Here is a 16,387-nt window from a genome sequence, read left to right as displayed (position 1 = left end):
TGTTGTGGATAAGTTGCTGATGCCATTGTAAACCATTCATATGAACGATTCGTTAATCTAATCTTAAAAAATGCTGAAACGAATAAGACGACACAAAGCTGACATAGTTGCAATTGTTGTTTCAGCAAGAATTCGTATTGAATTCCTTTTCTAGCACATTTATGATAAACAGATGGTCAAAACAAAGTATCCTGCGTTTGGAGGACGGACATTTTGAATAGTATTGCTACACCGATTATTTTATTACAGCTGTTTGAACGTGCAGCGTTATTACTTATTTGCTTATTTTTACTAAGTAAGCTACCGCATTTTCGCCAGATTTTTCAGAAGGAAGTATTAGATACGAAGGATCGTATTATCCTGTCGGTTATTTTTAGCGGCTTCGCTATTCTAGGTACGTATACAGGCATCAACGTAGAAGGCTCGCTGGTGAATGTACGGATTATTGCGATTGTATCCGGCGGCATTCTGTTCGGGTGGCCAGTTGGACTCATTACGGGCATTGTATCTGGCGTGCACCGTTATCTGATCGATATCGACGGAGTCACCTCGATCCCGTGTCTGATTACGAGCATTACTGCCGGGATTGTGTCCGGCTATATTCATAACAAGGTCAGCAGCAATAAGCGCTGGCTGATCGGTATTATCGCCGGGATGGCATGCGAAGCGCTAACGATGATTCTCATTCTAGTTATGTCGCATCCGTATGCACTTGGACGAGAGATTGTGTCGATCATTGGGCTGCCAATGATTCTCGGTCAGATCAGCGTCGGGCTGATCGTGCTGTTTGTTCAGGGAGTAGAAGGAGAACGGGAAAATATTGCCGCCCGGCAGGCAAAGTTGGCGCTTGATATCGCGAACAAAACGTTGCCGTATTTTCGTTCGATCAACAGCGATTCACTGAGGAAAATCTGTACCATCATTCGGCAGGATATTCATGCTGATGCGGTAGCGATTACCGATAAGCGCTATATTTTGGCTTATGTCGGATTGGGGGAGGAGCGCTACAATATCGGTCACGAGATCATTACGGATGCGACCAAACAAGCGATCTCCAGCGGTGAGATTGTATTGATCAATGACGACGCCGAAGGCAAAGTACCGAATATCCAGTCGCTCATTATTATTCCGCTCAAAGAAAAAGGCGATGTGACGGGTACGCTGAAAATTTACTATCGTAACGCTCACAAAATCACTTACTCGCTGCAAACGCTCGCTGTTGGTCTATCCCAGATTATCTCTACGCTTATGGAAGTGTCACGGATTGAGCAGATGAAGGAGATGGCGAATCGTGCCGAGATCAAGGCGCTGCAAACGAGCATCAATCCGCATTTTCTGTTTAATGCGCTAAATGCGATTGCTTCGTCGATCCGTATCAACCCGGACAATGCGCGCGAGATGATTATCAATCTGTCTGGATATTTGCGTCATAGTCTGGAATGGAGCGATGAGCTAATTGATATTAACAAAGAACTGGGGCAAGTCGTCAATTATGTGGAAATTGAAAAGGCGCGTTTTGGTAGTAAGCTGAATGTCGTTTACAATATCGATGAGGTGGAAGTGAAGATGCCGAGTCTGATTATTCAGCCTTTGGTAGAGAATGCGATTGTACATGGTATTTTAAAAGGACGCGGTTCAGGTACAGTCACGCTATCAGTCAAAGATGCTGGCGAATATGTAGAAATTATCGTTGAAGATACAGGTACGGGCATTGATCCTGATGTGATCGACAAAGTATATCGCGGCAAAATGCCGGAAAATCGGATCGGTCTATCCAATGTGCATCAGCGGGTTAAGCTTATTTACGGCGAAGGATTGCATATTGAGCGACTGGACAAAGGCACAAGTATCCGATTCAAAATCAACAAAGAGCGGAGGGCATCATGAGAGCGATTGTAGTGGAAGATGAATTTCTGGCACGTCAGGAGCTGGAATACTATATTCAAACGTACAGCAGCATCGAGATTACCGGCAGCTTTGACGACGGTCTAGATGTGCTGAAATATGTACAAAATCACGAGATTGATGCTATTTTTCTTGATATTAATATTCCTTCGCTGGATGGCGTATTATTGGCGCACAATATTAGCAAATTCTCACGCAAGCCTTATATTGTGTTCATTACAGCATACAAGGAACATGCAGCAGAAGCATTCGAGATTGAAGCATTTGATTATATATTGAAGCCGTATAGTGAATCGCGGATTACGTCGATGCTGACCAAGCTGGAAGCGACATATGAACGCGAGCGCGGAGAACGAGCGCAGGATCATGGCACGCCGCCAGCTGCATGGCAGCCTGATCGATGGCAGCAGAACGCTACACAGCCCGGTTCTGCGTCGGATGCGAATCACCATTCTGTCGGTAGCAGCCAAGCTTTTGTACATCCGGCTGGCAAACAATCGCCGTCTGGTCATAATACACATGCGTTACAAGGCAAGATCAGCCTATGGAAAAACGACAACATTCAGGTCATTCCCGTCGATGATGTATACTATGCATCTGCCAGCGAGAAGGTGACCAATGTATTCACGAGGCGCGATCAGTATACAGTGAATACGAGCATTACGGAGTTTCAAGCAACGCTACCGGAAGAGTATTTTTTCCGTTGTCATCGTTCCTACATCGTCAATATTAGCAAAATCCGCGAAATTGTTCCGTGGTTTAACAATACGTATCTGCTTCGTCTACATGATCTGAATGACGAAGTGCCCGTCAGCCGCAGCAAGGTGAAAGAGTTCCGGCAGATCATGAATATATAAATGCATTTCATTCCGCATTCTGTGCATTTCATTCCGAATCCGTCTTCTGACACGCTATGTAGGGGTATACTTGTCCCATAGAGAATTCTCAAGTGTTCACACTACAAATTGCGGTTCATGACGGAAAGGAATACTCATTATGAAAACACAACCCGCGTACAACACACCAATTCCACAAACTGGCGAAAGCACCAGCAAACCGGTCAATCGCTGGATGATCGTACTGGGAACCATTATCGTACAGATGGGTCTAGGAACGATTTATACATGGAGCCTGTTCAACCAGCCGTTGGTCGATAAGTTTGGCTGGCAACTTAGCTCCGTAGCGATTACGTTCTCCATTACTAGCTTTGCGCTTGCATTTGCCACTTTATTCTCCGGTAAATTACAGGAAAAATGGGGCATTCGTCGCCTGATCGGAACGGCCGGTATCGTACTCGGCGTCGGTCTTATGCTCAGCTCGCAAGTATCGTCGCTGTCGCTGCTGTACATTCTGGCTGGTGTCGTGGTCGGTTTTGCAGATGGTACCGCCTACATGACTTCACTATCCAACTTGATCAAATGGTTCCCGGAACGGAAAGGTCTGATCTCCGGTATCTCAGTCGGTGCTTATGGTACAGGCAGTCTGATCTTCAAATATATCAACGGCGCTCTGATCGGTTCGGTTGGTGTATCGATGGCATTTCTGTACTGGGGCATGATTGTATTGGCTATGATCGTGATCGGTTCTCGTCTGATTCGCGAAGCGGTTGTCAGCGAGACACCAGCAGTTGCCAAGGTATCGAAAGTGAAAAATGGTACAATCCCAGCTGCGCAAGTAGCAGCTCCCGTGCTTACGCATAACTATACCGTCAAAGAAATGCTGAAAACAAAACAAGCGTACCTGCTGTTCATTATGTTCTTTAGCGCTTGTATGAGCGGTCTGTATCTGATCGGTATTGTCAAAGATATCGGCGTACAGCTGGCAGGTCTAGATCTGGCAACAGCTGCTAATGCCGTCGCTATGATCGCTATCTTCAACACCGTTGGTCGGATTATCCTCGGTGCACTGTCCGATAAAGTCGGTCGTCTCAAAGTCGTATGTGGTACGTTCATCGTCACCGCCGCCGCAGTTGCTGTACTGAGCTTTGTGCCACTGAACTTCGGCATCTTCTTTGCAGCAGTAGCCGCGATTGCCTTTTGCTTCGGTGGTAACATTACCGTATTCCCAGCAATCGTCAGTGATTTCTTCGGTCTGAAAAATCATGGCAAAAACTATGGCATTATTTATCAAGGTTTTGGGATCGGTGCACTTGCCGGTTCGTTTATCGCAGCATGGATGGGCGGCTTCAAACCTACCTTTATCGTAATCGGTATCTTGTGTGTGATCTCGTTCCTGATTGCCGCAATGATCAAACCGCCGGTATACAATGAAAGTACAGAAGAGCAAACGGACAATGCTACATCAAAATGGAAACCGGAACCACATACAGTTCGTTAATCCTTGCATTCCAACAACCTCCTGCTCATAGGAGGTTGTTTCTGTTTTATAGAATGTATTTATTGAATATATAGGTACGAGTATGTCATAGAGCACGTGGAAGAATGGAAAATAGATATGTCTGTAAATGTAATATATTCCCATAATACTAGTATTTCAGGTGGTTATTAGGGTATACTCAAACTAACTGCAAATTACAAATATTAGTAAAAAACGACATGCACCATGTTTCAAATATGCACGATATCTCATAGGAAGGAATGATCAGGATGACACAGATTCGATTGTGTACACGCCGACAAGTGATTGTAATGGATTTACTGGAAGCGTTATCAAAAGAACCGAGATTGTCGCCGCTCAGGCTTCCGCAGCAATCCCATGAAAAGAATCACACTAGTGAAGAAGGCTACTATGCCTTTGTACTCGACGATCAATCGACAATGATCTACGTTATTATCGATCAATCAACCAGTATTCCTTATCTATTGCTGGAAGGACCGAAGGCTGAAGCCGCATCGCGTATGTTGCAGCAGGCAAACGTAGTCGAAACCGCGGACGAATTAATGCAACGCTGCCGTGAAGCACGTCACACGGATGACAAAATCGATGTCATTTGTCGGCTTGGAATTGCATCGTATTTTGAAGTACAGCCGGATATATTGGATGTATTCCACCAATATATGTTGGATGGCGATGTACGGGTACGACAATCAGCTGTGTTTGCTACTAGTTTTATCGGTTGGATCGAATTTGAACCGATGCTGGCAGATGCGATGGAGCTTGACCCCGATACACGCGTATCTGCTATTGCAGAAAGTGCCATTCGTATTATGCGCGAAAGTGACTGGAGGTCCACACCGGACTTACCAGCCCGCTAACTGTTAACGTTTTTTTCCTGAAAAGGATGGAACTGATGCAACGTAACGAATAAACAGAGAATTATTTTCATAAATAACTGCATTTTGTGGTAAAAGCAATTACAAGTAGCACATTTTGTGCTACACTGTCTGTAACAACGGCCGTACATTTTCGTGTAAGCTCCGGTAACTCTGCTGGCTGCTTCCTGCATGTACGGCCCTATATTTTTGCCGGTCAACAGTTCTCAATGCTGGAAACCGCGATAAGTGAGGTGGAAATGATGAGCAAATCGGTGAACAGGCAAACTCTCCCACGCAACCATAAACTTGCCAGTACATATCAGATCCGCCGGACGTTATCGGTCAGCGAGCTGTCGATCATCTATGTGGCAAGACATATGGAGCACGGAACCTTGCATGTCATCAAGGAATTTTTCCCGGCGGCACTCGTAAGTCGTAGTCAGGATCGTCGCACTGTGAAATGCAATGCTGCGAATCTGCAATCCAAATTTGCTGAGATGATGCACACGTTCCGACAGGAAGGGCAAATATTGAGTGAAGTGAATCATCCGGGAATTGTGCATTATGAATCGGAATTTGAGCAGCATGGTACGGTATATCTGGTGCTGCAATATTACCGGGGCATGACGCTGGATCGGCATATCCGTGAGCATCCAGAGGAGCTGGATGCGAGATTTTTACAGCGGCGGTTGTTTCCTGTAATTGATGCACTGGAATACATACATGGGCTTGGCTATATTCATCGGGATGTGAAGCCCAGCAATATTATGCTGACGGAAGATGGACGGACATTACTGCTGGACTTTGGTTCTGCTGTTCGTTATGAGCAGCGAACGCACCAGATTCTTACGACTGCTGGATATTCACCGATTGAATTTTATTCGGGGCGTTCGGTACAGGGACCTGTATCGGATATTTATAGTCTGGCAGCGACTTTTTATTTCTGCTGTCGCGGTCAAGCGCCTGTTGATGTGCCGAAACGGTTATTTCATGATACGTTGGAAAAGCTAGGCGGCAATCAGGTCGCTTCTCCTATTCTGGCCAAAGTCATTCACTGGGGTCTTGCTGTATCCGCAGACAAGCGCTGTGCTTCGCTCAAATGGTTCAAGATTGCGATGCAGGCGGAGCGCTTTTGGAAGCACGATATCGTCTTTCTTCGCAAATAAGCATGTATGTTGAAGATCGCACCCTACATTTTCGAATGATTTCAATGTGAATCGATGTATAAATTGAGTTTCCTAACTTTATATTCGTATATGTAAACACAAGCAGATGAAATTAACTTTTTATCTGCTTGTGTTTACATTTTTGTGTCGATTGATGAATATCTCATTCACCTCATCTTAGGAGTAGACTAACTATGACAACCTCTTCGGCTTCTTCAGCAGCCACATCGCGGTCGCGGCTTCCGTTTGCCCAACATCGCTCGTTTTACTATTTAATCGGCACACAAACGGTATCCAATGCTGCAGATATTATTTACATTATGGGTCTCGTTTCCTTCGTACTAGCAGGAACGGACTCGATCATGGCGGGTGTGTTTGTCCCGTTTTTTCGTATCGCTTCACAGCTACTCAGCGGACTGATTGCGCCGCTCGTGCTGACACGTTTTTATTTGCCAAGACTGCTATTGTTTTGCCAGTTGGGGCAGTTTTTAATCTTTTCTGTATTGGCAGCTTATTTGTGGACAGCAGGCATACAGGCTTCGCTGACACTAGTATTTACGCTGATTTTTGCTATGTCTTTTCTGGACGGTTGGACGACGCCTGCGCGTAATAGTCTGGTGCCCCGGCTTGTGGATAAGGATGGCTTGCTGCGCGCCAACGGCATCGTTTCGGTCAGTGACCAGATGATTCGCTGTGCAGGCTGGGCGATGGGCGGCATTCTGGTTGCTTGGATCGGCGCATTGCCAACGTTAATGCTGGCAGCTGTGTTTTACGCGTTTGCGATGATCTTTACTATTTTCATTCGGGAGCCTCATCAGCATACGGCTGTCCATGTATCTTCACCTGCGCCTGCTTCCGAAGAAGAACACATCCATGCCAAACTTGTAGAGAAGCGCCATTTGCGTACATTAACTGAGGGCTGGAAACTGATCTGGCGCACACGTAGCATTCGTACCATGATCTTTATGGATATGGTCGATATGCTGGGCGGTTCAGTCTGGGTTGGCGTCTTTATGCTTGCGTTTGTACAGCAGGCACTGGGTCAGGGAGAAGAATGGTGGGGATTTTTGAATACGGCTTATTTTGGTGGAGCTATCGGTGGTGGCTTGCTCGTCGTTGGACTGGTAGATCGGTTACAAGGCAGAGAGTTCATCGCCATGCTCAGTGGCGTTGCAATCTATTCGATTCTGACGATTGTATTCGCGCTGAATACGATCCCACTGCTCGCGCTATTCATCGTAATCGCGATGGGCCCTGCTACGGAACTTGCGGCAGTCAGTCGGCGTACGTTGTTACAGCAGAGCGTCGGACGCGAGCAATTGCCCAAAGTATTTTCCGCACAGGACGCTATTCTTAATTTCACTTTCTGTATATCTCTACTTGGCATGGGCTGGGTCGCTGAGCAATTCGGTATTGTCAATCTATACGTACTCGCCGGGCTGTTGTCCATATGTGCATTTGGCTATGGACTGTTCAATCGTCGTGCATTTCGTCAATATGCTGATAATATCAATACATCGAATGAACTGTAAAAGCAATGTAAGCGCCGGATTAGAGCAAAATCAAAACGTCATACCCGCTTCAAAGAGCGTCAAATCAGCATATTCGCATGTTTGGCGAGAAACGTCGCATAACGAAGCAAACGATGCAGGATAGTGAACCTACCACGTAATATTGCAGGATAATGACGGTTTATTCCGAACCATTCCGGCTTATTGCGAAATATGGCTTGCAGGCAAGTTGTTTAGCAATGACGCTGCCGTGGTATAATAGAGATAGATTTTAACTCTAACACCAGAAAGGATCAGGATACCATGTGTCCCCGAAGGATGATTTCCCAAAGGACGATTTGGAAACGTTATGATCTCTCCTATACGTAGCTTTTCCGTAAAGTAGTGCCCCATTATTGGCCTAACTTACGGAAAAGGAGCAGCATGTATGCGAAGGATGAAATCCTCCAGGTGCACCTCCCGTAAGAACAGGTCCATTACGACCACACTTACGAGAAAAAGAGGGAACCTGTATGAGGAGAAGAACAAATAACAATTGGAAGACGGCGGCTGGACAGATTGCTGCTATTTTGATCGGTACATTTATTCTTGCGTTTGCTTATTATCATATTAATTTTCACAACAATCTGTCGGAAGGCGGATTTGTAGGTCTGGCATTGCTTGGCAAGTACCTGTTCGGCTGGTCGCCAGCATGGAGTACGTTATTGCTGGACATTCCTGTCATTGCACTAGCATGGTGGCTCAAAGGTCATCGCTTTATGCTAATGACACTAATCGGAGCGGGAGCGTTCTCGTTATTCTATGCGGGATTTGAGCAATTATCGCCGTTTGTCGTGGACTTACACGGAAGCTTGTTGGCCGCTGCTGTATTATCTGGTGTTCTAACCGGACTGGGCGCAGGTATTGTTCTCCGCTATGGAGGGGCCACGGGAGGCGACGATGTATTGTCCCGTTTGATCAGTGATTGGAAAGGCTGGAAGATCGGTAATGTCTTTTTTGCCGGTGATGTGGTAGTACTTGGATTGTGTTTGCTGTTTATGCCATTCAAGGAAACGATGTTTACGATGCTGGCAGTCTGGCTGGCTGGGAAAATGATCACCTGGACGGTAACAGTGGAATTCAAACTGCCATTTACAGTACGTAAAGTGAAGGATGCCGCGTCTTCTGTGCAGGTGCCGGTTCCAGCCGCATCGACACTGCCGCGCTCATCTTGATTCATGTACGATATCATGATGGTGAATCGCCATCCAGTACAAGATGCAGATACGCATGTCGTATATCAGATGGTCACTGGAAATAGCAGAGATCATTATACACAGGCGATGGAGCAAGCAATACAGCAACACGAAAGGGCGCGCTGTACGGACAATCATCCGCACAGCGCGCCTTTTATTTATAACCAATAATATTCCTCTGACAGATTGCGTCAGGTAACGAACAAGAGAATGTATAAACAACATAAGCCCCACATAACTGTTTTTACAAAAGCGAAAGTATAGAATAGCAGTAGCATCTTGCTTCCATATTCTCTGTCTCTGTGCTGCTTGTTTGTTGTTGTACAGTCAGGTAGCGTATCTGGTTAAGCGCTACGTTGTTGCTTTTTCTCAACCATATAATAACTCAGGACAGCGCCAGCAACACCAACAGCAGCGATCAGCCCACCGATTAGAGGTACATACACCAGACCGAGATTAGTAATAACAACACCACCGAGAAAGGCACCTGCCGCATTACCAAGGTTAAGCGCAGAGTGACTGGACGTTGCCGCCAGACGCGGTGCTTCATGCGCTAGATTCATAATGCGCAACTGAATACCCGGCATAATACCAAACGCAGCCATACCCCATAGGAAAATAAAGATCAGTGCTAGCGCGGGAATGTGCAGCACACCGGACAGAATCATGAGCAGTGCCGATAGAATCGCGAAGATAGTAATGACCGAAGGCATCAGTTTCCAGTCTGCCAGACGACCACCCAGAATATTACCCAGTGTAACGCCAACACCGTACATAACCAGAATCCAGGTTACATTACTTTCCTGAAATCCAGTAACATCGGTGAGAAGTGGCGTAATATAGGTGAAGACGGTAAACATGCTGCAACAACCAAATGCGCCGGTTGCGAGAATAAGCAGTACTTGCGGTTGGAACAGACTGCTAACTTCTTTGCCCAGACTAGGCTGCTCGGTTTGCTGAATCTTGGGAATCAACAGAATGATACCGATTAGCGAAAGAATGCCCATAATCGTAATCGCGCCAAAGGAGGCACGCCAGCCGAGATGTTGACCAATCAGCGTGCCAAACGGCACACCAATAATATTGGCAATCGTTAATCCTGCTAGTACCATCGAGACTGCACCAGCTCTTTTATCTGGTCGTACGAGTCTTGCAGCAATCAGGGAGCCGGTACCAAGAAACGTGCCGTGCGCAAGCGCTGTTACTAATCTTGATCCCATTAGCAGCCCATAGCTGGGAGCGAGTGCAGCGACCAGATTGCCAACAATGAAGATTAACATGAGCAGACAGAGAAGTTGCTTCTGCGCAATCTTGTTGGTAGCAATCGTCAGAATCGGCGCACCAACGGCAACGCCAAGCGCATACCCGGTAATCAGTTGCCCTGCTTGCGGAATCGTAACTTGCAGATCTTCTGCCACATTGGGTAATAGTCCCATAATGACAAATTCAGTCATTCCGATTGCAAAAGCGCCTGCGGTCAGACAGAATAGAGCGATTGGGAACCGACCGCTCGGATTCACGGTTTGTTGCGTAGTTTCTATTTTTTGCATGGTTTCTCTCCTGTTTCTGAAATTTTCTCTATCTATGATATATTCATCGTAACATTTCAAATTGCAAATTCATATACGAATGAAAGAAGGAATTATTTATGTTGAATCCATCGCAAGAAAAGCAGCTCAGTAAACAAATGACGTATATATTGCGCCATAACCCTGGACAATACGGTCTTGTACTTGATCCCGAAGATGCGTCCTGTCCGCTCGCCGAGCTGAGCCATATTTTATCAGAGCAGAGAGGTTGGGCATTCCTAAGCGAACAGGACGTACGACAGGTCGTAACAAATTCGGACAAGCAACGATTTGAAATTGTCGGTGATCGTATTCGCGCTCGCTACGGACACAGTAAGCCAGAAGTTCGGTATCCGGCAGCACAACCGCCCGCGAGATTGTACCATGGTACAGCGGAATCGATCTATCCGCTCATTGAGAAAGACGGCTTGAAGCCGATGGGACGGCAGTATGTACATTTATCTGCGGATACGCATTTTGCCGAATTGGCTGGACGCCGCAAAGGCAAGCTGGTATTGCTGCATATTGATACGGAACGTGCTGCACAGCAAGGGGTTACCTTTTACGATGCAGGGCATCAGGTATGGCTGACAGATCACATCCCAGCGAACTGCATCTCCATTGCCAAGTAAGAATCAGTAACAATGCAACGAGATAAGCTTCCTTTATGTAACAGGCTATAAGTTACGCTGTAGCTGTAAGTTGCCGTTTCATCCGTAATCTCTATATCATCCTAGCGCAACATGTATACCAGATTAGCAAAATTATTAGACCAGCAAAAAGCAGCGAGATCGCAGGATTCGCTGCTTTTTATGATGGGTTTTAGCTTAGTGTTTGCGTTTGAGGCGTACTCAATTCAAAAGCTTCCGCCAGCAGCTCGTACGAACGAATACGTGCCTGATTGTCATGAATGGCAGAGACGATTAACAATTCATCTGTCTGATAATCAGCGGCAAATTGAAGCAGCTTTTCTTTCACCTGATCCGGTGTACCGACTACACGGAAGCGGCGAGTATCCTGAATATGAGCAAGCTCAGTGCTGTTGTAATGGTAATCTGCTGCCGTTTTTGCCGAAGGCAGATAAGGTAGCGGACGATTCTCACGCAGCGCGATAAAATACAGATCATTACTGCGCATCAGATGTTCCGCTTCTTCCTCAGTATCGGCACAGGCAACAGTAATCGCCGCCAGTGATTTGGGCGTTGGTGACATGACGGACGGCTGGAAATGTTCCTTGTAATGCGCTACCGCATCTTCACCGCCAGTCATTCCGAAAAATTGAGCAAATGCGTATGATGTACCCGTCATTGCTGCCAGATCAGCTGTACCACCACTGGAGCCGAGCAGCCATAATTCCGGCATCCGGTCGATACTTGGTTGTGCAGTCAATCCGGCAAATCGGTGATCCGATGGTGTCGCATCATTCAAATAGCTGATCAGATCGACGATCTGCTGCGGATAACGATCAGCAGCGTGCATGGATGGGAATTTGCCTTCTTGCAAGGCGTGATTGACGAGCGGCGTACCACCTGGAGCGCGACCAACACCGAGATCGATCCGATTCGGATACAGTGCCTCCAGTAAACGGAAATTCTCTGCTACTTTATAAGCGCTGTAATGAGGTAGCATAATACCACCAGAACCGACCCGAATACGCGACGTATGCGAAGCGATATGCGCAATCATAATCTCCGGGCTAGAATGCGCCAGACTTGGAAAAGCGTGATGCTCAGACATCCAATATCGCGAATAGCCTAGTTTGTCTGCTGCCTGTGCCAATTGAAGTGTATTGTTCAGCGCATCAGACGCATTTTGACCTTCATTAATATGACTCTGGTCGAGAATCCCCAGTTTTAACATATGGATCACCTCATTCATTCAGAATAGATGTTCAAGCAAGCAAAAAATAGATCAAGCAAGAGTAGATACAGTACATCCAATGTAGTATATCAAAATGGTATATACCATTTCGCCAATCCACCAAAGTAGTACAGCAAGATGGTGGATATCATATTACCAATCCACCAAGGCAGTATAGCAAGGTGTGCATACCATATTGACAATTCACATCCATACGATGGTATAGTATGCGATGACATGGAAAGCATGTTTGCACAACAGCAAAGTAGCTACATTTACATATTATAGTTGTTACTTTTGAATACTATGTTACTTTGATGTCGTAACTAATAGTATAGTACAACTTGGCTCAAAACTCAAAGCATATACGTATTTTAATCACCTGCTGTAACTCCATTACTTGCTGTATCGATCACGACTTGTTCTTTGGGACGTCTATACATAGAATCGAATCCTAGCGCTTCCCTAATATCAACAACAACAAAAAAAAGAAATACAAAATCCCCGATTCAGCCATTTTGCCACGACTGCTCGGGGATTGCATCATTTGAAGTTACGTGAATCTGTATCACAATCATATGTGAATCTGTCACGGTCAATGGAATATTGCATATGAGGAACATGCTTTGAACGTTGTATCAAACATATCAGTGGTTCCAAACTGACTACTCCAGATTCGCGTGGTTGCTGAACATGGTTGCGGTATCGCCGCCTTTTTGACTCATCAGATGCAGCATCAGACTATCGAACAGCAGCAGGATCGTTTGCTCAAACAGCGAACCCATTGGCTGCACCGTCTCAAAGCTACCTTTGTCCGCAGGATCTTTGGGCGACCCGGGCACTTGTACGATGATCGATGCTTTTTGCCCGATAGATGAATCCGGGAAAATGGTGACTGCTGCCAGCTCGACTCCTGCTTGAATCGCTTTGTCTGCCATGATTTTCAAACCTTGCGTCTCCCCGGAGCCGGAGGAAATAATGAGCAGATCGCCTTCACTAGCACGCGGAGTTACCGTTTCACCAACGACATAAGCGTCCAGACCGAGCTGCATCAGACGCATCGCCAGTGCTTTTGCCATCAGACCGGAACGTCCGGCGCCCGCAGTGAAGATTTTGCGCGCATGCAGAATGCGTTGTGCCAGCTGTTCCACCTGTTCCGCAGGAATGGCTGCCAGAGTGCCTTCCAATTCGCGGAGAACCGTACGGAAATGCAGCGAAATGTCAGGAGTTGTACTCATATTATGCTTGTGCGATCAGATCGCGGAATTGGGAAGCAGTTGCTGCTTTGTCATCTTGGCTAGTAATACCGCCGCCTACGATAACCAGATCTGGATTCGCTTTGATTACTTCTGGCAAAGTAGCAAGTTTGATACCTCCTGCCACAGCTGTTTTCGCATGTTTTACAACGCTTTTGATTGTGGCGAGATCAGCGAATGGGCTTTGACCAGCAGCTTGACCGTCATAACCAGTGTGTACACAGATGTAGTCTACGCCCAGATCGTCCAATTCTTTGGCACGGGAAGCGATGTCTTTTACGTTGATCATATCAACAAGTACTTTGCGACCTTGTTTTTTGGCTTCGTCTACACAGCCTTTGATGGTCAGGTCATTACTTGCGCCCAGAACGGTGATGATGTCTGCGCCTGCTTCGGAAGCTTTCATGATTTCATAACCACCAGCATCCATAATTTTCAGGTCAGCCAGTACTTTCAGGTTAGGAAATGCTTCTTTCATCGCTTTGACTGCATGCAGTCCTTCGTTAATAACGATAGGTGTACCGATTTCTACGATATCGATAAAAGGCTCCACTTCTTTTACCAGTGCGATGCCTTCAGGGATGTTGACCAGATCCAATGCGAGTTGCAGTTCCATAGTGTAATTCCTCCTGTAATGATCCGCAGTTGCGGATGATAGATAATATTGATAAATACGATGCGAACAATGGGGATTAAGCAAATAATGAACATGTAGTCGATTTTAATGACTGTACAATATTCATCGCAATTGTCGATGAACGGTTGCGTTCGCTGTAGTGCTAGTATAAAGTAAACATTGTGACTTTCGTAAGTACGCACTTTTTTTTTACATAGTGCCTAAAAGTATACTATGAGGAATGACGCGGCGTACGGCGAATATGGAAGTGATGATGATATGAAATTGCACAACATAGAACGATAGAGTTGCTCATTTTATAAACGATATATGGAGGAATGAATAGATGCGTGAACGGATATTCAATTGCGAGAAAGAATTGACACTTTCGGTTATTGGCGGTAAATGGAAGATGCTGATTTTGTGGCATCTGGGGAAAACAGGCACCAAGCGCTTTGGCGAACTGAAATCACTCATTCCGGGCATTACGCAGCGTATGCTGGTCAGTCAATTGCGCGAGCTGGAAGAGGATCTGATTATTCACCGTGAAGTGTACCCGGTTGTGCCGCCCAAAGTGGAATATTCATTAACCGAGATCGGCGAGAGTCTGATGCCTATTCTGGATGCGATGTATAGCTGGGGACAGAATTATATGAAAGTAGCCGAAATTGAGCCGGTGGAGATCAAGCCGGCGATGTGGAATTAATCCGTTATTGAGCCAGATTATTAGTACATGATAGATCGCACCCCATTTGCGGGTATACATGTAAAGGAGCCTGAATGATGTACTCATTGGCAGGTCTTTACAGTATATTCGTACACAGGAGGAGATCAATCATGAACATTACGATCATTGGAGCAAATGGACAAATTGGCAAATTGCTGACCGAGCGACTTGCTTCTCATACTGAACATCAGGTGACAGCCGTTATCCGCAAACCGGAGCAAGCCGAAGCATTGGAACAATATGGTGCGAAGACTGCGCTGGCAGATCTGGAAGGTACAGTCGATCATCTGGCAGAAGTGGTTCGTGGCGCTGATGCTGTTATATTCGCAGCAGGCTCTGGTGGCAGTACAGGCGAAGACAAGACGCTATTGATCGATCTGGATGGTGCAGTGAAAAGTATGGAAGCAGCCGAACAAGAAGGCATTTCGCGCTTTGTACTTGTTAGTGCGATGTTCTCGTATGATCGCAGCAAGTGGTCGGATTCTATCAAGCCGTATTATGTTGCCAAGCATTATGCTGATCGTATACTGGAAGCCAGCTCGCTGGATTATACCATTGTGCGTCCAGGTGGCTTGCTGAATGACGAAGGTACAGGCAATATCGAAATCGGTGAGCAATTGAGCGAAGGCGGCAGCATTCCACGCGCCGATGTAGCAGAGCTGATTGCACATCTGATCGATAATAAACAAACGTATCGCAAAGGCTATGATGTCATTTCCGGCTCTACGCCGATTGCGGATGCGCTGAAATCTCTGTAAACAAATGAGCCTGCCTGTTGTCAACTATGCGTAGTAGTTGAGGACAGGCAGGCTTTTGTATGTTGTGAATAGACTTTATGTTTTATTGATACAATTGTAGATCGTCCGATCTATGGATGTATCATTTCTTCTTATGCTCTGGATGATTCTCGTTCCACTCTTCCGCCTGTGATGTGGCAATCGCAATGGCACGACCTTCCTCGTAGCCTTCATCCAGTAGCGCATTGGCAATTTCTACTGCTTTGTCGCGTACACGTTTATCCAAGTTTTTCATGGAAGTGGGGTAATCACTTTTTGTCCAAGGCATCGGTATCGCTCCTTTAATTTAGAATGGCAGAGATGGAAGGGAGAGGTGAATATCCTCATCCCGATCTACATTTACAGTATTCGTTCGATACGTCTGTTATGCGTCTATACTATGTCTTCTATACATATGCTTTACCCGAAATGGATAGCAAGAAACGTGTATGACACTATATGCCGCCAGCCATAATCCGCAATTGCTATCTTTAGATATGATCTCCAATTGGGAGGGTTAAATTGTCGTCTCCAACAGAAAAGCAAATAGAA

General features: G+C 46.0%; 15 protein-coding genes. 10 read left to right on the top strand and 5 right to left on the bottom strand.

Features of this window, described 5'->3' with window-relative positions; translation table 11 throughout:
* Window positions 1-213: 213 nt before the first annotated feature.
* The 7 genes from ACE3MZ_RS15580 to ACE3MZ_RS15550 all read left to right on the top strand — a co-directional run bounded on the left by ACE3MZ_RS15580 (window position 214) and on the right by ACE3MZ_RS15550 (window position 9,011).
* Window positions 214-1,887 (top strand): LytS/YhcK type 5TM receptor domain-containing protein, encoded by a 1,674-nt coding sequence (locus ACE3MZ_RS15580; protein ID WP_411343064.1) that lies wholly within the window; start codon window positions 214-216, stop codon window positions 1,885-1,887.
* Window positions 1,884-2,762 (top strand): LytR/AlgR family response regulator transcription factor, encoded by an 879-nt coding sequence (locus ACE3MZ_RS15575; protein WP_411343063.1) that lies wholly within the window; start codon window positions 1,884-1,886, stop codon window positions 2,760-2,762. The genes ACE3MZ_RS15580 and ACE3MZ_RS15575 overlap by 4 nt, the downstream gene beginning before the upstream one ends.
* A gap of 214 nt (window positions 2,763-2,976) precedes the next feature.
* Window positions 2,977-4,242 carry an OFA family MFS transporter gene (locus ACE3MZ_RS15570; protein WP_411346812.1) on the top strand — a complete coding sequence of 422 codons (1,266 nt, stop codon included), beginning with the start codon at window positions 2,977-2,979 and terminating at the stop codon, window positions 4,240-4,242.
* Between the two features lie 269 nt (window positions 4,243-4,511).
* On the top strand, window positions 4,512-5,120 hold the full coding sequence (locus tag ACE3MZ_RS15565) for a hypothetical protein (RefSeq protein WP_411343062.1): 609 nt from the start codon (window positions 4,512-4,514) through the stop codon (window positions 5,118-5,120).
* Between the two features lie 257 nt (window positions 5,121-5,377).
* A complete protein-coding gene (locus tag ACE3MZ_RS15560; protein WP_411343061.1) occupies window positions 5,378-6,286 on the top strand; it encodes a serine/threonine protein kinase in 909 nt (302 codons plus the stop codon).
* 194 nt (window positions 6,287-6,480) lie between these two features.
* A complete protein-coding gene (locus ACE3MZ_RS15555) occupies window positions 6,481-7,818 on the top strand; it encodes an MFS transporter (protein WP_411343060.1) in 1,338 nt (445 codons plus the stop codon).
* Window positions 7,819-8,309: 491 nt separating this feature from the next.
* Entirely contained in the window at window positions 8,310-9,011 is a 702-nt protein-coding gene (locus tag ACE3MZ_RS15550) for a YitT family protein (RefSeq protein ID WP_411343059.1), read from the top strand.
* Between the two features lie 365 nt (window positions 9,012-9,376).
* Here the strand turns inward: ACE3MZ_RS15550 and ACE3MZ_RS15545 are convergent, their stop codons facing one another.
* Window positions 9,377-10,582: an MFS transporter gene (locus tag ACE3MZ_RS15545; RefSeq protein WP_411343058.1), complete on the bottom strand. Its 1,206-nt coding sequence runs from the start codon at window positions 10,580-10,582 to the stop codon at window positions 9,377-9,379.
* A gap of 98 nt (window positions 10,583-10,680) precedes the next feature.
* Here ACE3MZ_RS15545 and ACE3MZ_RS15540 point away from each other — a divergent pair, with 98 nt between their 5' ends.
* Entirely contained in the window at window positions 10,681-11,232 is a 552-nt protein-coding gene (locus ACE3MZ_RS15540; RefSeq protein ID WP_411343057.1) for an RNA 2'-phosphotransferase, read from the top strand.
* A gap of 190 nt (window positions 11,233-11,422) precedes the next feature.
* Here ACE3MZ_RS15540 and ACE3MZ_RS15535 read toward each other — a convergent pair whose 3' ends face one another.
* The 3 genes from ACE3MZ_RS15535 to hxlA all read right to left on the bottom strand — a co-directional run bounded on the left by ACE3MZ_RS15535 (window position 11,423) and on the right by hxlA (window position 14,332).
* Window positions 11,423-12,460, bottom strand: coding sequence for an LLM class flavin-dependent oxidoreductase (locus tag ACE3MZ_RS15535; protein ID WP_411343056.1), 1,038 nt, complete (start codon window positions 12,458-12,460; stop codon window positions 11,423-11,425).
* Between the two features lie 665 nt (window positions 12,461-13,125).
* A complete protein-coding gene (gene hxlB / locus ACE3MZ_RS15530; RefSeq protein WP_411343055.1) occupies window positions 13,126-13,698 on the bottom strand; it encodes a 6-phospho-3-hexuloisomerase in 573 nt (190 codons plus the stop codon).
* 1 nt (window position 13,699) lies between these two features.
* A complete protein-coding gene (hxlA, locus tag ACE3MZ_RS15525; RefSeq protein ID WP_411343054.1) occupies window positions 13,700-14,332 on the bottom strand; it encodes a 3-hexulose-6-phosphate synthase in 633 nt (210 codons plus the stop codon).
* 346 nt (window positions 14,333-14,678) lie between these two features.
* Here hxlA and ACE3MZ_RS15520 point away from each other — a divergent pair, with 346 nt between their 5' ends.
* Window positions 14,679-15,038 (top strand): winged helix-turn-helix transcriptional regulator, encoded by a 360-nt coding sequence (locus ACE3MZ_RS15520; RefSeq protein WP_367059675.1) that lies wholly within the window; start codon window positions 14,679-14,681, stop codon window positions 15,036-15,038.
* A 131-nt stretch (window positions 15,039-15,169) separates the two neighbouring features.
* Complete coding sequence (locus ACE3MZ_RS15515; protein WP_411343053.1) at window positions 15,170-15,817, top strand: SDR family oxidoreductase; 648 nt, start codon at window positions 15,170-15,172, stop codon at window positions 15,815-15,817.
* Window positions 15,818-15,938: 121 nt separating this feature from the next.
* Here the strand turns inward: ACE3MZ_RS15515 and ACE3MZ_RS15510 are convergent, their stop codons facing one another.
* Complete coding sequence (locus ACE3MZ_RS15510) at window positions 15,939-16,124, bottom strand: hypothetical protein (protein ID WP_411343052.1); 186 nt, start codon at window positions 16,122-16,124, stop codon at window positions 15,939-15,941.
* Window positions 16,125-16,387: the final 263 nt, after the last annotated feature.

The sequence above is a fragment of the Paenibacillus sp. WLX1005 genome (genome assembly GCF_046603685.1).
GTDB lineage: Bacteria > Bacillota > Bacilli > Paenibacillales > Paenibacillaceae > Saccharibacillus.
This window is presented reverse-complemented; position numbering and strand designations above follow the sequence as displayed.